Genomic DNA, 20,558 nt, shown 5'->3' with positions numbered 1-20,558 from the left:
TGAAACATGGCACGGATTCGATTAAATCGCTTTTGCCATTTTCAAATTACACGGGCTCATCTGCCAGTTAAAAATGCCCTTTCCGCTCTCATCAAGCGTTACGCTGGCTATCGCAGATGTGGTAAACATCGGCGGCGTTTCACCCGGGCAAAGCTCAGACACCAGATATCCCACTAACGGTAAGTGAGAAATCACCAGCGCCGTCGCGATACCTTCATTGGCCAGAGCCTGTAAATAGGCGCTGACCAGACCGACATCGCCGCAGGGAGTCAGCTCCGGCAAAACATCCACACCGGCTGGCAGGTTCATACATTCTCCCACCACATCCAGCGTCTGTTCGGCTCGTAGGAACGGGCTCACCAGAACACGTTCGATATCCACTTTTTGACCTTTCAGCCAGTTCGCCATCAGGCGAGATTCGTCACAACCACAAGAGGTTAAAGGACGAACCGAATCACTGGCGGCATCGAGGGCCGCGTCGCCGTGACGCATGATAAAAACTTGCATATTGCACCGCTTTTGTTAACCAGAATCACCAACACGTTTACACAAAGCCCCTATTGGCTGTGGTAACTATGTGGTGGCCGGCATTGTGCCTTATCCATTCACCGAATGAAACGCTGTTTTTTACCTCAACGGCGTAAGTATAGTCAATCTCTGTTTACATTTTGAGCGCAACACATACATTCGGTGCGGATTCATCCTACCTTTGACCTCATGAATTCAGGTCAGTTTCCCCGATATTCCAGAATCTTTCACCACGTTCCGCCATCTGCAATAACTGTTCACACGGAGTAAACCGTGAACCATATTGCGTGGACAGTCGTTGCAGAACCGCAACCACTTCACCCGCACCGAGAGAATCCATATACCGGAACGGGCCGCCGAGGAATGGCGGAAAACCAATACCAAATACAGCGCCGATATCACCATCACGTGCGCTGCGGACGACCTGCTCACCAAAACAGCGTGCTGCTTCGTTAAGCATTAACATGACACACCGCTCGGCAATTTGCGGGGCTGCGAGTTGGCCCTGACCCTGGACGCCAATAAGCGTATAAATTGCAGGGTCGACCTGTTTTTTGCTTTTACGCCCTTTCGCGCCATAAAGATAGAAACCCCGACCATTTTTTCTACCTTTGCGATCGTCATTCAAAATTGAAGCAACAACATTTGCAGGCGCGCTAAAACGTTCTCCATATGCGGCCTCAAGCACTGGTATAATTTTAGTGCCCGTATCAATTCCGACCTCATCCAAAAGTTGGATTGGCCCTACCGGAAAACCAAACTTAACCAGCGCGGCATCAATCGTGTCGACACGTTCGCCTTCGGTCAGCATGCGAATCGCTTCGTTGATGTAAGGCGCTAAAATACGGTTAACGTAAAAGCCTGCCTTATCCTGGACAACAATCGGCGTTTTGCCCTGTTTTTTCGCTAACTTAACGGTTGTGGCAATCGTCTGCTCAGAGGTTGTTGCATGCGGGATCACTTCCACCAGTGGCATTTTTTCTACCGGGCTAAAGAAGTGCAGACCAATTACCTGTTCAGGTCTGGCAGCATTAGCCGCAATGTCGCCAATCGGTAAAGATGAGGTGTTCGATGCAAAAATAGTATGAGGGGCGCAATTTTGTTCAATTTCTGCCACCATCTGTTGTTTTAACGACAGATCTTCGAATACTGCTTCAATAATCAGATCGAGATGAGCAAAACCGCGATAATCGGTGGTTCCCGAAATCAGCGCCAGCTGTTTGTCACGTTCACCCGCTTTGATATGACGGCGACGAACCTTCGTTTCAAGTTGATCCCAACTGTACTTCAGCGCGTGGTTGATTCCTTTAGCATTAATATCTTTGATGCGCACCGGCAAGCCACCTTTACAGGCAGTGACGTAAGCAATACCGCCGCCCATCAGGCCACCGCCCAAAATACCGACGCTATTCAGCGGGCCGGGCTTCGCTTCACTACCGGGATCCTTTTTCACATCGGTATTGGCAAAAAAGATGTTCCGTAGCGCCTTAGACTGCGAAGTCATCGCCAGCTCGCCAAACGCGCGAGCTTCCGCCTCATAGCCGCTGCTGCTGCCCTGCGCGAGACCGGTTTCGATCACCTCAAGAATGCGGTCCGTTGCGGGGTAGTTGCCCAGCGTTTTTTGCGCCGTCTTTTTGCTGACCATACGAAACAGCAGCGCACGTCCCAGCGGCCCCGCCAACACGCGTTCACGTACGGGCAGAACCCGGTGCGCCGAACTGTCTTTTTTAGCCAGTTCAACCGCGGCTTCCAGCAAAATGGTCTGTGGTACAACTTCATCCACCAACCCCACTTTTAGCGCCTGTTTTGCCCGGAGCTGTTTTCCTGTCAGGATCATATCCAGCGCTGTACTGACACCAATAAGACGGGGCAATCGCTGGGTGCCTCCGGAACCGGGAAGCAGGCCTAGCTGCACTTCCGGTAAACCCAGCACGGTTTTAACGTCATCGGTACAGATACGGTTATGGCAGGCCAGCGCCATCTCCAGCCCACCGCCCAGACAGGCACCATGAATCGCGGCGACAACCGGGATCGGCAATGCATTAATTTCCGCCATGATCTGCTGCCCCTGACGGGCCAGCGTTTCAGCTTCCTGTGAGCTGCGGCAATCACCTATCATATTGATATCGGCACCGGCGATAAAATTATCGGGTTTCGCCGAAATGAACACGACGCCACGCAACGCTTTATTGTCGCGAATTTGTTTCAGAATGGCCCGAACCTGAGAAGCAAACTCCGCTTTCAGGGTATTCATTTTCTCTCCGGGTACATCAATGGAGACAACGGCGACGTTATCCAGACGCACATTGAGCGTAAAAGCCGATGTCATTTCCATTATTCTGCCTCCAGAACCATTGCCGCACCCAAACCACCTGCCGCACATGCGGTGACTAAACCAAACCCACCGCCACGACGGCGTAATTCATGGAGGGTTTGGGTGATCATTCGTGCACCGGTTGCGGCGAATGGGTGCCCATAGGCAATTGAGCCACCCAGCACGTTAAATTTACTGTCGTCGACTTCGCCAGTAGCATGGGAGCGCCCCAGCACTTCGCGGGCAAAACGCTCGCTGCCCAGCAACTGGAGGTTCGCCAGCGTTTGTGCGGCAAAGGCTTCATGCATATCAATGAGCGTTAAATCCGCCATGGTTAACCCTGCGCGCTCCAGGGCAAGTGGTGTCGACCATGCAGGCCCCAACAGCATGTCCTGCCAGACATCAATAGCGGTAAAGGCAAAACTACGCAGATATCCCAGAGGTACCAGCCCTAACTCTTTCGCACGCGATTCCGTCATCAAAATCACGGCCGCAGCACCATCTGTTAACGGCGTGCTGTTGGCCGCCGTAACGGTACCGTGTTTTCTGTCAAATGCCGGACGCAACCGGGCGTAATCCGCCATCGTCGAGTTACCGCGAATATTGTTATCTTCTGAAAAAGGATCTTTAAAGGGGGGCGCGTAGGTTGTCATCACCTCATCCGCAAGTTTTCCTTCAGACCATGCCTGAGCCGCGCGCTGATGAGAACGGTGCGCCAGCGCGTCCTGCTGCTCTCGGGTAATACCATAGGTTTTGGCCATTTGCTCGGCGGTATCCCCCATGCGTAAACCGGTGGAATATTCAGCAACAGCCGGTGGCACAGGCATCAAATCGCGCAAGCGCAATCGGGAGAAGAGCTTCAGACGTTGTCCGGTTGTGCGGGCTTTATTGACATCCACCAGTACTCGCGCCAGCTTTTTGCTGACGCCAATAGGCAGAACGGAAGAGGAATCTGCGCCGCCGGCAATCCCAGCACGAATAGTACCGGCCATCAGGCTTTCTGCAACATTCGCCACGGCCTGAAAGCTGGTTGCACAAGCCCGGCTTACGCTGTAAGCATCCGTATGCACATTCATCCCGGTTCCCAGAACAATTTCCCGGGCAATATTGGGGGCTTCTGGCATTTGAACCACCTGGCCAAAAACCAGTTGTTCAATCACGTCAGCGGGTATTTCGCTGCGAGCCAGCAATTCACTAACAACCATTTTTCCCAAATCAACGGCGGGAATGCCATGAAACGCGGTAGCCTGACGGGCAAATGGCGTACGCAATCCGCTCACGATGGCGATACGGTCGCCCTGGCGGGTAACCAGCGGTAAAGCCTGACTCATAACACTCCCCTGTAAAAAATAAAAATAAGTGGTCTGACCTGATCACAGTCTTAACCAATTTTTTACATTTAGCCAAGCGGGGAGAAAAGAAAGTGAGAGCTATGACACAGTGAATAGTCACTGACTGTTACGAAAATGCCCTTGCCACTAGGTGACAAGGGCATTAGCAGAAGGGATTAACGCAAGCCCAGCTGGAAAATCAGCGTTTCAGCTTCACAGGCAAAAACAAAGTCGATATCCAGACGCACACCCTCAGACTCTTCAGTGAAAGTCGAGGTGATTTTGCAAGGTTCAGATTCCACGCTGCGTGCCTTCTCAGTCAGAGCGGCCAGCGTTTCTTCTGCCTCTGCGCGATTCGCGAACACGCGGCTGTAGGAAGCGGTGCAATCGAAGTTGTCCATGATGGTGCCAACATCCATACAGCAGCAAACCGGGGTTTCATCAGCACTGCATTTACTCATTGTAGATTTCCTCTGTATTCGCACCTGAGGTGCCAGATAAACGATGGGGATATTTTACGCTCCCATTATTCGCCTCTCCAGTCGTTAATTGTATGAAATGAGATAAGTGACCGAAATCACACTTAAAAATGATCTAAAACAAAAATCGCCCAAACAGGTGAGTGCGCGCACCCGCAATTTTGCCAGCTGGATCGCGTTTCTTAGATCAGAATTGAAAATATTTATAAACATACTTGCAACATTCTGGCTGGTCCGACCTATACTCTCGCCACTGGTCTGATTTCTATGTGGTACCTCAGACCCTACACTTCGCGCTCCTGTTACGGCATGTAACATAGTTTGTATAAAAATAAATCTATGAGGTTATGGTCATGAGCCAGAAAACCCTGTTTACAAAGTCTGCTCTCGCAGTCGCAGTGGCAATTATCTCCACACAGGCCTGGTCTGCAGGCTTTCAGTTAAACGAATTTTCTTCCTCTGGCCTTGGCCGGGCATATTCGGGTGAAGGCGCTATTGCAGATGATGCAGGTAACGCCAGTCGTAACCCCGCGCTGATCATGATGTTTGATCGCCCTACTTTCTCTGCTGGTGCGATTTTCGTTGACCCGGATGTCGATATTTCCGGACGCTCACGTATTGGTAACGACGCCAGCCAGGATAATATCGCCCCAACCGCCTGGATACCGAACGTGCACTTTGTTGCCCCAATTAACGATCAATTTGGTTGGGGGGCCTCAGTTACCTCTAACTATGGTCTGGCAACGGAGTTTAACAATAATTATGCAGCCGGCTCGATGGGCGGAAAAACCGATCTGGAAACGCTCAACTTAAACCTGAGCGGTGCCTACCGTCTGAATAATCATTTTAGCTTCGGCCTCGGTTTTAACGCCGTCTATGCCAAAGCGAAGCTTGAGCGTTATGCAGGCGACCTGCCGCAGCAAATCGTTGCAGGCTCTGGTGGCCGGGTTCCTCCCGCACTGGCCGCACAATACCCGGCAGATACCCAGATTGCGCGCCTGAAGGGTGACGAATGGGGCTTCGGCTGGAACGCCGGTATTCTTTATGAAGTGGATAAAGACAACCGTTACGGTTTCACCTACCGTTCGGAAGTAAAAGTTGACTTCGACGGTGATTACCGCAGCAGCCTGCCATCAATGGACCGTATTCCAGCGCAGTTGCGCCCGGTGTTCGCTAGCCTGCCTGCTGGCACTAACGGCAACACAATCGACGGTTCACTGGATCTGAATCTGCCAGAAATGTGGGAATTCTCAGGTTATAACCGCGTTGCACCACAGTGGGCGGTTCACTACAGCATGGCGTATACCAGCTGGAGTCAGTTCCAGGAGCTGAAAGCGAAAGGCAGCAACGGTCAGACCTTGTTCTATAAAGAAGAAGGTTTCAAAGACTCTTACCGCATCGCGCTGGGTACTACCTACTACTATGATGATACCTGGACATTCCGTACCGGTATCGCTTTCGATGATAGCCCAGTTCCAGCTAACCGCCGTTCCATCTCTATTCCGGATCAGGACCGCTTCTGGCTGAGTGCGGGTACCACCTATGCGTTTAATAAAGATGCTTCATTGGATGTCGGCATTTCTTATATGCACGGTCAGAAAGTGAAATTCGAAGAAGGCCCGTACTCCTTCGAATCAGAAGGGAAAGCCTGGCTGTACGGTATGAACCTGAACTACGCATTCTGATTTTCATCAGACGTAAAAAAGGTGAGCTTTTTAGCTCACCTTTTTATTTGCCTCAATTCCTTACTCAGAATCGATCTCTTTTAACTCATCCTGAATATCTTTTGCGTTCGGGTTTTCTTCGGGTTTGAGTTTACCGCCATTCGCAATAAAGTCATGACGCTGGAAGTAAGCTTCACGCACCATGATGTAAGGATCTGAAGATTGGCGCAGCAGCCCGTCAGAATCGAGCAGTTGCGCACGCGTTTCAATTCCTTCAACCGTCCATTTACCTATCGACAATGGCCAGGTTAACCAGGACAGAACCGGATACAGCGTATCCACCATATCGCCGCCATCATCACGCAGCGTGAAACTGCCGTAGAACGGAAGCTGCATATACGGACCGTAACCGACATCATAGTGGCCTAATGTGCTGCCGAAGCGGTGTGGTTCAACACGCTGCAACTTCGGATTCGCCATTCCCGCCACATCAATAAACCCGCCCATACCTAGCAAGGTATTCAGGAAGAAACGGGTAAAATGCACCATCCCCTGATAGGGGTCGCCTTGCAGGAAATAGTTAACCATGACAGCCGGTTCTTCAAGGTTGCCCGTAAAGTTGCTCAAACCATTACGGGCCGGCTGCGGAACATAATCACGCCAGGCTACAGCCACCGGGCGAACAACATATGGATCCAACACATTAAAGTTGAAGTTGTACATGGTGCGGTTGAACCCTTCAAATGGGTCCGAACGCCCCTGCTGTTCAGTACCGGAGCTCGCACACCCCACCAAAAGTGTGGTTCCCAGCGCAAGCGCCGACAGGCGAAGCTTCATAAGTGTCTCCCTGTGTATTATGGCTATCGCTGATTGCCATCCATGACGGAACGATGATGTATCCGCCTGATTAGATGTGAGCGATTGTAACAGCACGTCAATCGATGTCTATATGCCCTAACTTACTGATTTGATCATAGCCTGGTAATACAGACACAGTGATGGTTCATTTTAACGAAGCCAATAAAAACATGCGTTACCATTTTTGCGATTTCAGACTTTATCCACCAGCCTTCAAATAAAAACCGCTACGCTTTAGCAATACGTGCTTATTCAGGATCCTGGTATGAATGACATCGAAAAAGAGAAGATTGATCGTCACAGCGACGAACTCCAGGTGGAAAGCGAAGAAAAGCGGAGCGGAAAAAAGATAGAACTCAATGAGGACAGACTCCCCTCACGTGCAATGGCGATCCACGAGCATATCCGCCAGGACGGAGAAAAAGAGATGGAACGCGACGCGATGGCGCTATTGTGGTCAGCCATCGCTGCCGGACTGTCAATGGGAGCCTCACTGCTGGCAAAGGGAATTTTTCACGTACAACTGGAGGGTGTTCCCGGCGGATTTTTGCTGGAGAATCTCGGTTATACCTTCGGCTTTATTATTGTGATTATGGCCCGCCAACAACTCTTTACGGAAAATACCGTCACCGCCGTCTTACCCGTTATGCAAAACCCCACCCTCGGCAATTTTGGTCTGTTGATGCGTCTGTGGGGCGTAGTACTACTGGGTAATATTGTGGGCACCGGGGTTGCAGCATGGGCGTTTGAATACATGCCGATTTTTGATGAGGCGACCCGCGACGCCTTCGTCAAAATAGGCATGGATGTAATGAAAAATAACCCGACGGAGATGTTTGCCAATGCCATTGTCTCCGGATGGTTGATTGCCACGATGGTCTGGATGTTTCCCGCCGCCGGAGCCGCAAAGATTGTCGTCATTGTCCTGATGACCTGGCTGATTGCCTTAGGCGATACCACACATATCGTCGTGGGTTCAGTTGAAATTCTCTATCTGGTCTTTAATGGAACACTGCACTGGGGCGACTTTTTCTGGCCTTTTGCCTTACCGACACTGGCCGGAAATATCTGTGGCGGGACATTTATCTTTGCGCTGATGAGTCACGCGCAGATCCGCAATGATATGAGCAATAAACGCAAGGAAGAAGCCAGGTTGCAAGCAAAGCGGGAAGCACAACCGCAGAAAAACCAGAAAAAACAGACCTGAATGGCGACTGTTTGAGCAGTCAGGCAGCCTGAGACTTACCGTTGAGAGTAAAAAACGCTATACTCGTGCCGCTTCGTCCCCTTAGTTAAATGGATATAACGAGCCCCTCCTAAGGGCTAGTTGCAGGTTCGATTCCTGCAGGGGACACTTTGAGCGCTTATGTCCCCCACTAAATAATCCCACAAAACCCTCACCACACAAGGCTTAGAGCCGAAATCAATATCCAACCATGTCCAGCCAATAGCACCCAGAAACACAACTAAAAGTGTCCCTTTAAAGTACCCTCACGCTGTTAGAACTTCGGGAGGGATACTTATGGCCTTGTCACGAACTATCCGGGGAGACTGATAAACACATAACGTTGGCTTGCCAATATCAAACCTTGATGAACGAGTTGGGCAATAATGCGAGCTACAGCTTTGTATTTGATCATGGAATACGTTCAAAAAACACATGAGGCAAAGTTGAAAGTTTAACGATCAGAACCGTGCTTAAATTTCTCGTTCTTTATTCCGTAACAGCGAATACTATGACAGATAAATTAAAAATTACTGAGCAAATTAACTGCAAAACCGAGCCTGATTGGAGTCAATGTTGCAGCTACTACGAAAAGCAGATTAGAGAAGAAAAAGACAAAATAGCCAAATACGAAAAAGATTTGGCACTGTCAAACCTACGCCTTGAACAACTTGAAATCTCACTTTGGGAGTGTCAAAAAGGCGAATCGCCAACAAACATCCCTAACGAGTTGCGCAGCGATGAGCTAGTAGAATTCTGGAAAGATAAACTGTTAGCAGATTATCGTAACAACGCTGGATACATTGGGGGGATTGCAGCAGATATTCATTGCTCCAAGCTGAGTGAGTTGCAGCTACGCCATTTATCCGCCGAACTTATCAGCCTTATCTGCGGTGAAGTGCAAGAAAACCTCAAGGTGATTGACGTGATGAGGAACCGGTACGGCTTACTCACTACTCCCGGTCATATAAAAGATTCAATCTATTACCACATCTGCAAACAGCGTGGAATCGACTTAAGCACCAAAAGTGTGAAGGAGCGTCCAGCTGTTATCCGGGAGGCGCTAAATCACTGGGATGTCGATAACGCATTTAAGGAAAGCAATCGGATCATGCGTCATTGGGCTGCACTAACGCATATCCAGCGCAGCAATGGAGGCAGAAAGAGCCAATCCCCAAGAGGTAACAACAACAAAGCAGAGGCGTTAAAACATTATGCTCCAAGGATGACCGCGAAAGAATTTCGTAAAGCTCTTGAAACTAAAGGATTTACAATCACAGAAACGGATAGGACGCTACAGAACTGGATGAAAGAAGCGAAAGCTAAAAACGAAAACAGCTAGCGACTTTCGCGACTTACGACAATGCAATACATGAGAATGCCCCCCATCGAATTGGAATTAGAAAGAGGGGGGTACCAATGTCGTCACTTCACTTGAGCTTAGCTCGCCAAAATCAAATATACGCAAAATCAGAAATGCTGGATTGGCATCGGGTAACAGCCAAAGGCAATAACACGCGCGCCAAAGCATGCTTATTATTGTCAACATATCCGCATACTGAACATATGGTGGCCCTGGTTATCTGGTTTCTCGCGAAGCGCTGGGAGCCTTTAACGCTGGTACGCCAATCAGCTTTGCACCACACAGCACTTGTCGCTATTTGATAATAGTTCGATCACAACTAAATAAGTAACATAAAATCACATGTACAAGTAGTTGTACGTATGCCATGATTGAACCATCAAGTCTCGACACCCTGGAGAAGTCATGCAACACGTAAACTACACCGATGCTCGACAGCATTTAGCTGACCTGATGCAGCAGGCTAATGATGATCGTGCGCCAATCCTGGTTACGCGTAAGGGTGCTAAAAGCGTGGTAATGATCGACGCGGAGGAGTTCGCATCGATTCAGGAAACGTTACACCTGTTCAGTAACCCGGCGAACGCGGCACACATTGAAGCCAGCCTTGCATCGCTCGAACGCGGCGATTATGAGGAACTGGACATTTAATGAAAGTCAGGATATCCCCGCAGGCAAAAAGCGATCTTCAGTACTGGGCCGAGAATGACCCAAAGACGCATAACAAGGTAATGGAGTTAATCAAATCGGCTAAGGAAAGCCCCTTCAAGGGGATAGGGAAGCCGGAGGCGCTAAAGCACCGTAAGCCCCTCTGGTCACGTCGCATCACGAAAGAACACCGTCTGGTGTATTACGTTGAGCAAGGCGATCTGTACATTGTCGCGTGTCGTTATCACTACACCACGATCTAACAGCTTTTCCCTGGCTGGCGGGTTTGCCTTAAACTTTGCCAGCTAATTAAATTATCATCATAAAAACAAATTGAATATCAATAAGTTATCATTAGATGCGTTTCCTGCAGGGGACACCATCACATCTATCACGCAACGCTGCGATTTATTTCACCATCACGGTACTTGCCATAGCTCCACACAGTTTCTCCCTCGGCGTTTTGCGCCATATAGCGCTTCATCAGCCGCCTGGATAAGGCGCTCATAATCGGGATGTCCATTAAACATCGCTGCACCGATTGAAAGAGAAAGTAAAATGGGTTCGCCTGTCGGAGAGTTCACCTTAATTCTCTCCACACCTTTGCGGATCCGCTCCGCAATGCGCAGAGTGTCTGCCACGGTGATTTCGGTCAGGATGATGAGGAACTCATCGCCGCCATAACGAAAAACATAGTCGCAGGTACGCACATTGTCATAAAACGCACCGGCAACTTTACGCAGGATCTCATCTCCGGTGTTATGTCCCCACGTATCGTTGATCTGCTTAAATTTGTCGACATCAATCAGCAGCGTCGAAAGAGGTATCCCGCTCCGACTGGCGTGAATGATTTCGCGTTTAAAAATGGTTGGCAGAAAACGACGGTTCAGCAAGCGCGTCAACACGTCCATCCCCACCTCATGTCGCGAGACTTCATCAAACAGTTCGCGCAGTAAAGTGACGATTTGCGAGAGTATGTTCCGTGTTTGCTGCAAAAACTTAACCCGCCGCGGTTTACTGGCGAGGGCATCGTCAGAGATGCGGATATCTTTAAAGATGTCATCAAAATCCTGGATCAGGCGGGATATATGTCCTGCCTCAGCAATCCCACTGAAGTAGTGACGTCCCTTATGGCTAAACCACAGTCCAAAATCAGATTGACCAAGCGGGCTGCTATTCCCGATGCTGGAGTCAAACATGACTTTATAAAGCAGCGTCATTTCCCACGTCAGTAACGCGTTAGTCTGCCGTTCCTTTTCCTCTTCTGCATTCTCCATCAGTGAGAAGATGCGATAGTTTTCGTCCTCTTTGGCCGCATTGTTCTCACTGAAGACATACGCTCGTGACATAACCTCCATCGCCAGATCGATACTGTTGATGGCGTAGTGGTAAATGTTGAGTTTGATTTCAGAGGTGTGCGGGCTGGTATTAATCAGCGGCAGCAGTAATTTTTTTAGTACTCTGAAGCCCATTTCAACCAGATCAACAGAGATCCCGATGCGAGCGTGAACATCCGCGGCACGCTGCTGGGCACGCATCTGTTCTTCAACCTGTTCTACCTGGCAGGAAAGCACATCGATAAGCCAACGACGTAATGCTTCTTGTAGCTGCCTTTCTACCTGCTCGGTGGTTAAAAACTCCGCGGCATTAGGGTCAGCCAATACAACGCGGTAAAACTCTGCGATCAGCACCGGCGCATGAACATGTGCCAGTTGTGCTGCAAGCTGATGGACGTATGGGTCCGTCTCATTAATCAACTGTACCCACTCGTCCTTCACGGTTTGTAGATAGGTTTCCATAGGATGGTCCTCAGGGTAAGTTGTTACCTTTTTCGATACGGCTGGCAAATTATAGTCTGTTATGATTATTGGGTATGAATGCCTTCCCTACCAATATCGCCTTCACATACACTGCTTTGCACAATCCAAACAGACTGACTGACACTGGACTCCTTTCTGGCGGCTAACATGAAACAAATAACCTTCAGCGATCTGCAACAACAAAGTGAAGCGGCAGCCCATTCTCCTCGCTTGCGCGCACATCGTAATTTTCATCCGCAACTAAGCGATCCCGTTCAGCGTCTGGCGATTGCGATGGAACCCGGAACCTATGTCCGTCCTCATCGCCACCCACATACCTTTGAGCTGTTATTACCTCTCAGCGGGCGCTTTGTGGTATTGAATTTTGATGAGAGCGGCGTCGTTACGCGGCGTGTTGTGTTAGGAGAGGACTGTATGGCGCTGGAGATGGATGCCGGTACCTGGCACGCCGTCTTGTCCCTGGATAAGGGGGGCGTTATTTTTGAAGTTAAACACGGTGGTTATCAACCCGTGGCCGAACAAGACGTTGCGGCCTGGGCGCCTGCCGAGGGCGAGCCCGGTACGGCTGAGTTGATAGCCTGGTATCAGCATGTTCAGCCCGGAGATGCGCCGTTTAGCGCCTGAGCCTGTCGCGGTAACAGACAGAAGCCAAACCAGTTTGGCAAACCCCGTATTCTGGCATCCCGTTGGACGTTAAGGTTATAATCCTGACAACGATTTTATTGGATCAGACGCAAAAATGACAAAACTCACCCTACAAGAGCAGATGCTGAAAGCTGGCTTAGTCTCCAGCAAAAAAATGGCGAAAGTACAGAGAACAGCGAAAAAATCGCGCGTTCAGGCCCGTGAAGCCAGAGAAGCGGTTGAAGAGAATAAAAAAGCACAAATTGAACGGGATAAGCAGTTAAGCGATCAACAGAAACAAGCGACGCTGTCGAAAGAATACAAAGCGCAGATAAAGCAGCTTATTGAAATGAACAAAATCACCATTTCTAAAGGTGATATTGGGTATAACTTCACCGATAATAATCTGATAAAAAAAATCTACGTGGATAAGCTGACACAGGCGCAATTGATTAAAGGGCGTCTGGCTATTGCCCGGCTGACTGCCGAAAGCGACCGCGACAGTGAATATGCTATTATCCCGGCCGTCGTTGCCGATAAAATTGCACAACGTGACGACAGCTACATCGTCTTAAATTGTGAGCTGAGCCAGGAAGCGAAAGACGAAGACGATCCGTATGCTGACTTCGTCGTACCTGACGATTTAATGTGGTAAGTGAAAAATGCCGGATAATAAGTCCGGCATTTTTTCTAATAATGAGGTGACGACTCAGATGTTCATTCAATTACCCTTATCATAACCGCGCCTCCTCTCTCTAGAACTTATAATGCTCTTTGCTTAGCCCGTATTTTCTCATCCGCAAATACAGTTTTTTGCGCGGAATTTGCAGATATTCTGCCACTTCATTAATACGCCCTTGATGAATATTTAGCGCTTCGGTAATGATTTGCCGCTCATACTCTTCAACCCGGCGATCTAACGGTGTCGGTTCCGGCATATGCAACTGCGGATTGGCGGTTTCCGCCAATGGCAGCAACCCAACGGCAAAAAGCTCTGCGGCGTTTGCCAGCTCTCGCACATTGCTCAGCCATACACGACGTCGCATCCCTTTCAGCAATTCCCCGTCGACCTCCGGAATGGGGTGGTTCAGACGCAGGCAGGCTTTTTGCAGGTAATGGCGAAATAGCGGCTCAATATCGTCCGGGCGCAGGGATAGAGGCTGGCAGGCGATTTGCGTCATGGCGAAGCAGTAATACAGTTCGGCCACGATCTGGTTTGTTGCCGCCAGCTCCACCAGCGATGTCGTACCAATACCAATTAACCGAAAAGGACGCCGCTCCTGGCTTTGCAGGTGAACCAACTGCTGCTGCTGCTCGCGCGTCAAACACGCTATATGGCTTAATACCAGCGTCCCGCCTTGCGCTTGTGCAATCAGCTCATCGAGCTGAGCGGTGTTCCCGATGGTGAGCTCTGCGCGAATAAGCGGCCCCTGGGCGCTACGTCCCAGTTGATGCAGATAACGGGCTCCCGTCATGCGTCCCGTCCCCGGCTCCCCATAAAACCAGACGGCAAGATCCGTTTCTGCCAGTTGCTGCAGGCGTTGACGGTACTGATTTATCCAGTCGCTGTAGCCAACCAGCTCAACCTGCAGCTTTTGTTGGCAGTAATGACGACGGGCAATCACAGATTTTCGCTGCTGCAACGCCTCTGCAACCTGCAACAGCAGCTTGCCGGGATCGACCGGCTTTTGCAGAAAATCCCATGCCCCTTTCTTCACCGCATCCACCGCCATCGGCACATCACCATGTCCGGTAATCAGCAGGATCGGCAGTTGGTTATCATCCTGATGAAAAAGAGCCATCAGTTCGATACCGTTACAGCCGGGCATACACACGTCACTCAGGACGATACCGGGCCAGTCAGCCTGTAGCCAATTTCGGGCATCATAGGGGTTATTGCACGCGCATACCCGATAGCCTGCCTGCTCAAGCAACAAGGTGTAAGCATCAAGGACATCGGCATCATCATCAATCAGCAGAACAGAATATTCATCACTCAACATCTTCTACATCCGTCAGGTTGAATTGCAGTACCACGCAGGCATTGCGCCCCAGCGTCGATGCCAGGCGTAGCTCACCGTTCATCTGCGTCATTAACGAGACACAAATTGATAGCCCAATACCAAGACCAACATCCTTACTGGTGGTAAACGGTTTTAATAGCGACGGCAGCAGTGCACCAGGCCAGCCGGGGCCATTATCGCTGACAAAGACACATACCGTACTACCTTCGGTCTGCCAGTGAACGTCAATCTTCGCGGCAATCGGGCAGGCATCCAACGCATTTGCCAGTATGTTTACCAGAACTTGCTGAATTCTCACCTCATCGCCCGTAACCCACACGCACTCAACCGGCAGCGAAAGCGTAGCCTGCTGCGGTTTATGCCGCATAGACAATAACTCCCAGGCCGCGCTGAAGGTTTGTCGTAAATCGACCGGATGCAGTGGAGCCCCCGGCCCGGCCCGGCGCGCAAACTGCCGTAATGAGCGAATAATGGCATCGATACGGGTAATGAGTCCTTCAGCTTTGGTTAACGTACTTCTGGCCTGCACCAACTGCTCCTGTTCAATTGCCCTGCCCGCAGTAAACAGATACATCGACAAGGCATTCAGTGGTTGATTGATTTCGTGGGCCAGCGTGGTCATGGTCTGTCCAACCACCGCCAGTTTCGCCGTCTGAATCAATTCGCCCTGGGTCGCTCGCAGATCGGCTTCAATCTCCTTACGCTCTGCCACTTCCTGCTCAAGCTGACTTTTTTGCGTATTGAGCTGACCCAGCGTATGGCGCAGTAACCCCGCAATGCGCCCTAGCTCATCACGACCATAAACCGGGATCGAGGCATCGGTTCTGCCAAGACCAATTTGCACCACGGCCTGGTTGAGCGCGGTAAAACGCTTCACCAACCGTGAACGGATAAAGTAGTGGTTGAGCCCCCAGGCAAGAAGCAGCGCCAATAGCGTCGCCAGCAGAATAAGCCCACCGCTGACGCGAACAATCTGCTCCAGTCGCTGGTTAAACATCTGCATTTGCTGATGACTACTTCCCAACTGAGCCTCAAGCAATGTTCGAAAACGACCAAGCGTAGCTTCTCTGGCATGACTGGCATCAACCAGCGCTTTTTGCGCCGCGACGTAATCGCGCATCGTATCGGGCATTTTGTTTTTCATCATCCCGATTTCCAGCAATTCGTCGATGGTTTGTCGCAACGTGATAGTACTGGGCCAGTCGTCCAGGGTGCGGATATTTTCATCCGCCGTTTTCTTCAAATTTTCCAGATAACGAATATGATTCTCTACCAGCATGCCGTCGTCGCTACCTGACTTCAGTTCATTCAACCTGTCGCGTAAATCATCGACAATCTGGTTTTCAATTCTTGCCAGCGTGTACACCTGTTGCTGCTCATTTTGCACCTCCCTGGCGCGTTTCAGGTACAACGCCGCGTCACCATTTTTCGCTTCAATTTGATCCAACAACGTTCCCTGCTGCCAGGTGAAATCCTGCACCAGAGAGTTCAGTTCGGTCGTGAAATCATCATGTAACCAGTCGATTCGCGCGGAAAGTTCGCTGACTTTTTCGCGTACCAGGAACATGTTGTAGAGCACCCTGTCCAGCTCGGTCATCAACGCCCGGCTATCCTGCAAAATCACCGCCAGCTGTTGCTGTTCCGTGGGTTGCAATCCCCGACTCAGCAGTTCAATTTTGTCCAGATGTTCTATGATCTGATTGCGCAGTTGCAGCCGTACAGTCGTGTTGGGGGCAAGCAGGAATTCATTAAGCTGATCGACAACCAGGTTAAGATTCCCTTCAATCAAAAAAGCGGAATGCACGCGCGGGAAATAGTCATCGAGCGAATAGCGGATTTGCGAGCTTTGCTCATGCCAGGAATACAAACTGACACAGCTCACGCTTAGCGTCAGTAAAGCTCCCGTCAGAAAAGCACCCCGCAAACTGCTGCTGATGCTGAGCTGACGAAGACGTTGCCATAGCGAACCGCCTTTCATTGTAGTTCTTCCAGTTTTGATATCGCCAGGCGCTGGTTGTTAAGAAACCAGAGTTGCCACTCCATCATTTGCTGTTCAGCAAAACTTTTATTATCGAATTGAGCAAGCCAGGCTTCATCTTCGCTGCTCCTGGCGTCGATTGGGACCTGGGTTAACAGCGCTCTGATTTCGGGTAACGGGTGTTTCAGACGTGCTTCCGCACTGTACAGCGCTCGCCAGGCATCCTTAAGCTGTGCGAGGCGGAAACTGATGGCCGTATCAAACATCCGCTGGACCAGCTGTTGACGTTTCAGGATCAGACGGTAATTAAGCGGTGGCTGTTTCATCAAAATGGCCTGTTGGGCTGCACGCGGGTTATCTGCTGCCAGCGACGTTACCGGATATTTACCGGTATTCGCATCGGCAAGGATCCGCTGTCCTTCCGGGCTCAATAAATAGCGGATAAAACGTTGTGCTTCATTGGCACGCGGGCTGTTTTTCAGCACAGCTACGTAGGTCGGCGAGACCGCAGAGTGTGGGAAGTAAGTAAAGGTCAGATTGGGGTCATTGAGCAGCAGATTGGCATAGTTATCAATAACCGGTCCCGCAACGCCCAATCCGCTCTTAATTTTATCCGCAACACCAAAGCTGCGTGATGAGATGGTCACCAGGTTCCCGGCACTGGCCAGCAATGTCGCCCAACCTTCTTGCCACCCCTTTTGCTGCAGCAGTGATTCAACCATCAGGTGATTGGTATCGGAGCGCGATGGACTACTCATCAGCAGGGCATTTTGATATTTAGGATGCGTTAAATCCCCCCAGTCCGTCGGTGGAGGCAGATGTCGCGCCGTCAGTGCTGAACGATTAATCAGCAGACCAAATCCTGAGATCGCCACGGCTACAGACGTCGACCGTATTGACTCAGGCACCAGCCGCTGGCTTTCCGGCAATGCGTTATCAAAAGGAGCAAGTTTCTGATGCTCCTGAAGATGCTGTAGTAGCATCGGCGAAGAGGTTAAAATCAGGTCAACGTTTTCCGCATTCGCCGTATCGAGCAATTGTTCGAGAGAAGAACTGGTCCGGTTCAGCGTGCGGATCATCACGGACCCCGGCTCCGTTTGCCAGCGCTGAATAATCCAGGCCGTTGCCCCCGGGGAAAACGTCGTCGCCATCACCAGCTCCTTCCCCTGTGCCAGACAGGTCGCCGACAGCGACATAAAACACAGTGAGAGCGCCAACAAACTACCCCGGCAGAAAAGTCTGTTTGTGATCCTGTTCATAAATACCAACATCGTCGAAAAATAATATTGAGACAAAACTTACCCGTTTATCATGACAGGTGAAAAAGATAAAACCGCTATCAGAATAACCAGACGGAATGCGATAACAGAGATAAAGAATACCCGAAAATGTCGTTTGAATTTGTTAATACCCGCACATGCTGATGATAAAAACGCATTCAGAATAATAGTTCTGACCTCACCATAATTCAAAAGGGTCAAAATCAGTCCCACTTTCAGCAAATTGAGTCAATAGTGACACATTTCTTCAATTTGAATTTCTTCGCCACCTATTTCACTCTTCACTGCGAAAAATCCTGATATTCACATCAATATAAATTTAGGTGATGATATGTTATCAATATTCAAGACAGGGCCATCGGCAAATAAAGTCCCGGAAGAAAAAATTCAGGAGACTTACGGTCGATACCGCATTCAGGCGTTACTTAGCGTATTTCTTGGTTATCTTGCGTATTATATTGTACGCAATAACTTCACCCTCTCGACCCCGTACCTGAAAGAACATCTGGATCTCAGCGCAACACAGATTGGTTTACTCAGCAGTTGTATGCTTATTGCCTATGGGATCAGTAAAGGCATCATGAGCAGCCTGGCAGACAAAGCCAGCCCGAAAGTCTTTATGGCTTGCGGTCTGATCCTGTGCGCCATTGTCAACGTTGGCTTAGGGTTCAGCACCGGATTCTGGATTTTTGCCGCGCTGGTGGTCTTCAACGGGTTGTTCCAGGGGATGGGCGTCGGTCCCTCGTTTATTACCATCGCCAACTGGTTCCCACGCAAAGAGCGTGGACGCGTTGGCGCATTCTGGAATATCTCACACAACGTCGGTGGCGGTATTGTCGCCCCCATTGTTGGCGCCGCCTTTGCTATTCTCGGCAGCGAACACTGGCAAAGCGCCAGCTATATCGTCCCAGCCTGTGTTGCGGTGCTATTTGCTTTTATTGTTCTGATGTTGGGCAAAGGCTCACCACGCGAAGAAGGCTTGCCTGCTCTGGAACAGATGATGCCGGAAGAAAAAGTCGTGTTAAATGCCCGGCACGTAACCCAGGCACCGGAAAACATGAGCGCCTTTCAGATTTTTTGCACCTACGTGCTGCGTAACAAAAATGCCTGGTATGTTTCACTGGTAGACGTTTTTGTCTATATGGTGCGTTTTGGCATGATCAGTTGGTTACCGATTTATCTGTTAACTGAAAAACATTTCTCGAAAGAGCAAATGAGTGTGGCGTTCCTGTTTTTCGAATGGGCGGCAATTCCTTCCACATTGCTGGCAGGCTGGCTGACCGACAAACTGTTTAAAGGTCGTCGCATGCCGTTGGCCATGATTTGTATGGCGCTGATCTTCGTCTGCCTGATTGGTTACTGGAAAAGTGAATCTCTGCTGATGGTCACTATTTTTGCTGCCATCGTCGGGTGCTTGATCTATGTTCCCCAGTTCCTGGCGTCTGTTCAGACCATGGAAATCGTCCCTAGCTTTGCTGTCGGTTCGGCGGTCGGATTACGTGGTTTTATGAGCTACATTTTTGGTGCATCGCTGGGAACCAGTCTGTTTGGTGTCATGGTCGATAAAATGGGATGGCATGGCGGTTTCTATCTGCTGATGGGCGGGATTGTCTGCTGCATTCTGTTCTGCTATCTGTCTCACCGCGGGGCGCTGGAACTCGAACAACAACGAAAAAATGCCCAACAACAGGACACCGAGCTGCAGCTTGCTGATGCAAGGTAATCTGCTTTAGAGAGAAAAAAGTGCCAGCGATGCTGGCACTTTAGTTTGCTCAGATGGAAGCCAGAAAATCAGTCAATGGGGTACACAATTGCGTTTTCAGTTATGAACCTTCGATTTAATGCTTATCATCCCCCACCATAAAGCGAATGATCAATCCGCATGTCGGGGCAAGAAAAAGAAATAGTCCCGTTACCATTTCGTTTCCATCAGTCAACCGTATGGTAAAGAAATAAATTAATGCCGTAAGGATAGCCATGCCGAAAAAAGAACTAATTGACGCGGCAGCGCCCATTACCTGCCAAATATAGCAACTGACGCACAGAATGCTCAATGCGAGGAAAGTCCAAAAATAGAACATAGCGTTACCTCCTGTCTGCCGTAAAAATCGACGTAAGTCCTTACACTTCCTTGATTTTATAGTCTAAGACAATTCCTATCCGTTCGCAATTCAAGCAACATTTTCGCTACAATAACTGTTCACCTTCTGAACAGAGCATTCTCTGTTGGCCTTTATTTAATCGTCATAAAAACAACAAATTATCTATAAACCTATTCTTGCTTTTTATCGACCAAAAAACATTTACGAAACTTGAGGAATTATTTCTGGATGACATTAATCTTCGGGTGTACATTGTGCGTCCGATCATTCATACCCCTCGTGGTTTGTCCTGACTCAGTTTTACACTCTTTACAGGAACC

19 protein-coding genes and 1 tRNA gene are annotated in these 20,558 nt (G+C 49.7%); 10 read left to right on the top strand and 10 right to left on the bottom strand.

Features of this window, described 5'->3' with window-relative positions; translation table 11 throughout:
• Positions 1-21 precede the first annotated feature (21 nt).
• The 4 genes from sixA to NNN64_RS01440 form a co-directional block, all read right to left on the bottom strand.
• Positions 22-507 carry a phosphohistidine phosphatase SixA gene (sixA, locus tag NNN64_RS01455; RefSeq protein WP_048211041.1) on the bottom strand — a complete coding sequence of 162 codons (486 nt, stop codon included), beginning with the start codon at positions 505-507 and terminating at the stop codon, positions 22-24.
• A gap of 208 nt (positions 508-715) precedes the next feature.
• A complete protein-coding gene (gene fadJ / locus NNN64_RS01450) occupies positions 716-2,863 on the bottom strand; it encodes a fatty acid oxidation complex subunit alpha FadJ (protein WP_271440226.1) in 2,148 nt (715 codons plus the stop codon).
• Positions 2,863-4,173 carry an acetyl-CoA C-acyltransferase FadI gene (fadI, locus tag NNN64_RS01445; RefSeq protein WP_271440225.1) on the bottom strand — a complete coding sequence of 437 codons (1,311 nt, stop codon included), beginning with the start codon at positions 4,171-4,173 and terminating at the stop codon, positions 2,863-2,865. The genes fadJ and fadI overlap by 1 nt, the downstream gene beginning before the upstream one ends.
• Positions 4,174-4,349: 176 nt before the next feature.
• Positions 4,350-4,634 (bottom strand): YfcZ/YiiS family protein, encoded by a 285-nt coding sequence (locus NNN64_RS01440; protein ID WP_271440224.1) that lies wholly within the window; start codon positions 4,632-4,634, stop codon positions 4,350-4,352.
• A gap of 371 nt (positions 4,635-5,005) precedes the next feature.
• Between NNN64_RS01440 and fadL the strand changes: the two genes are divergently transcribed.
• Positions 5,006-6,337 (top strand): long-chain fatty acid transporter FadL, encoded by a 1,332-nt coding sequence (gene fadL / locus NNN64_RS01435; RefSeq protein ID WP_005129763.1) that lies wholly within the window; start codon positions 5,006-5,008, stop codon positions 6,335-6,337.
• A 60-nt stretch (positions 6,338-6,397) separates the two neighbouring features.
• Here the strand turns inward: fadL and mlaA are convergent, their stop codons facing one another.
• Positions 6,398-7,153, bottom strand: a complete 756-nt coding sequence (gene mlaA / locus NNN64_RS01430) for a phospholipid-binding lipoprotein MlaA (RefSeq protein WP_005129765.1) — start codon at positions 7,151-7,153, stop codon at positions 6,398-6,400.
• A gap of 286 nt (positions 7,154-7,439) precedes the next feature.
• On the opposite strand from mlaA, the gene NNN64_RS01425 reads away from it, so the two are divergent.
• The 6 genes from NNN64_RS01425 to NNN64_RS01400 all read left to right on the top strand — a co-directional run bounded on the left by NNN64_RS01425 (position 7,440) and on the right by NNN64_RS01400 (position 10,673).
• The gene (locus NNN64_RS01425) at positions 7,440-8,381 is read left to right on the top strand and encodes a formate/nitrite transporter family protein (protein ID WP_271440223.1); all 942 of its coding nucleotides are present in this window, start codon (positions 7,440-7,442) and stop codon (positions 8,379-8,381) included.
• A 75-nt stretch (positions 8,382-8,456) separates the two neighbouring features.
• Positions 8,457-8,528 (top strand) — tRNA-Arg (locus NNN64_RS01420).
• Between the two features lie 382 nt (positions 8,529-8,910).
• Positions 8,911-9,741: a hypothetical protein gene (locus NNN64_RS01415; protein WP_271440222.1), complete on the top strand. Its 831-nt coding sequence runs from the start codon at positions 8,911-8,913 to the stop codon at positions 9,739-9,741.
• 77 nt (positions 9,742-9,818) lie between these two features.
• A complete protein-coding gene (locus tag NNN64_RS01410) occupies positions 9,819-10,064 on the top strand; it encodes a hypothetical protein (RefSeq protein WP_271440221.1) in 246 nt (81 codons plus the stop codon).
• A gap of 103 nt (positions 10,065-10,167) precedes the next feature.
• Entirely contained in the window at positions 10,168-10,413 is a 246-nt protein-coding gene (locus NNN64_RS01405) for a type II toxin-antitoxin system Phd/YefM family antitoxin (protein ID WP_052932205.1), read from the top strand.
• Positions 10,413-10,673: a Txe/YoeB family addiction module toxin gene (locus NNN64_RS01400; RefSeq protein ID WP_079965309.1), complete on the top strand. Its 261-nt coding sequence runs from the start codon at positions 10,413-10,415 to the stop codon at positions 10,671-10,673. The genes NNN64_RS01405 and NNN64_RS01400 overlap by 1 nt, the downstream gene beginning before the upstream one ends.
• Positions 10,674-10,829: 156 nt before the next feature.
• On the opposite strand, the gene NNN64_RS01395 is transcribed toward NNN64_RS01400, so the two are convergent.
• Positions 10,830-12,209: a diguanylate cyclase gene (locus NNN64_RS01395; RefSeq protein WP_137384247.1), complete on the bottom strand. Its 1,380-nt coding sequence runs from the start codon at positions 12,207-12,209 to the stop codon at positions 10,830-10,832.
• A 168-nt stretch (positions 12,210-12,377) separates the two neighbouring features.
• On the opposite strand from NNN64_RS01395, the gene NNN64_RS01390 reads away from it, so the two are divergent.
• Entirely contained in the window at positions 12,378-12,854 is a 477-nt protein-coding gene (locus NNN64_RS01390) for a WbuC family cupin fold metalloprotein (RefSeq protein ID WP_271440220.1), read from the top strand.
• A gap of 115 nt (positions 12,855-12,969) precedes the next feature.
• A complete protein-coding gene (locus NNN64_RS01385) occupies positions 12,970-13,509 on the top strand; it encodes a DUF2058 domain-containing protein (RefSeq protein WP_271440219.1) in 540 nt (179 codons plus the stop codon).
• A 100-nt stretch (positions 13,510-13,609) separates the two neighbouring features.
• Here NNN64_RS01385 and pgtA read toward each other — a convergent pair whose 3' ends face one another.
• From pgtA to pgtC, 3 genes are read right to left on the bottom strand one after another with little or no spacing between them, the layout of a single operon-like run.
• Positions 13,610-14,857 (bottom strand): two-component system response regulator PgtA, encoded by a 1,248-nt coding sequence (gene pgtA / locus NNN64_RS01380; protein ID WP_271440218.1) that lies wholly within the window; start codon positions 14,855-14,857, stop codon positions 13,610-13,612.
• Positions 14,847-16,856 (bottom strand): two-component system sensor histidine kinase PgtB, encoded by a 2,010-nt coding sequence (gene pgtB, locus NNN64_RS01375; RefSeq protein WP_271440217.1) that lies wholly within the window; start codon positions 16,854-16,856, stop codon positions 14,847-14,849. Before pgtB ends, pgtA begins: the two co-directional genes overlap by 11 nt.
• Complete coding sequence (pgtC, locus tag NNN64_RS01370) at positions 16,853-18,052, bottom strand: phosphoglycerate transport regulator PgtC (RefSeq protein ID WP_271440254.1); 1,200 nt, start codon at positions 18,050-18,052, stop codon at positions 16,853-16,855. The genes pgtB and pgtC overlap by 4 nt, the downstream gene beginning before the upstream one ends.
• 415 nt (positions 18,053-18,467) lie before the next feature.
• On the opposite strand from pgtC, the gene pgtP reads away from it, so the two are divergent.
• Positions 18,468-19,859: a phosphoglycerate transporter PgtP gene (gene pgtP / locus NNN64_RS01365; protein ID WP_040231431.1), complete on the top strand. Its 1,392-nt coding sequence runs from the start codon at positions 18,468-18,470 to the stop codon at positions 19,857-19,859.
• Between the two features lie 115 nt (positions 19,860-19,974).
• On the opposite strand, the gene NNN64_RS01360 is transcribed toward pgtP, so the two are convergent.
• Positions 19,975-20,217, bottom strand: a complete 243-nt coding sequence (locus tag NNN64_RS01360) for a YfdY family protein (protein ID WP_271440216.1) — start codon at positions 20,215-20,217, stop codon at positions 19,975-19,977.
• Positions 20,218-20,558 lie beyond the last annotated feature (341 nt).

It is taken from the genome of Citrobacter sp. Igbk 14 (assembly GCF_028069825.1).
Lineage (GTDB): Bacteria > Pseudomonadota > Gammaproteobacteria > Enterobacterales > Enterobacteriaceae > Citrobacter.
Note: the sequence above shows the minus strand (reverse complement) of the source record. Positions and strands in the feature narration are given on the sequence as shown.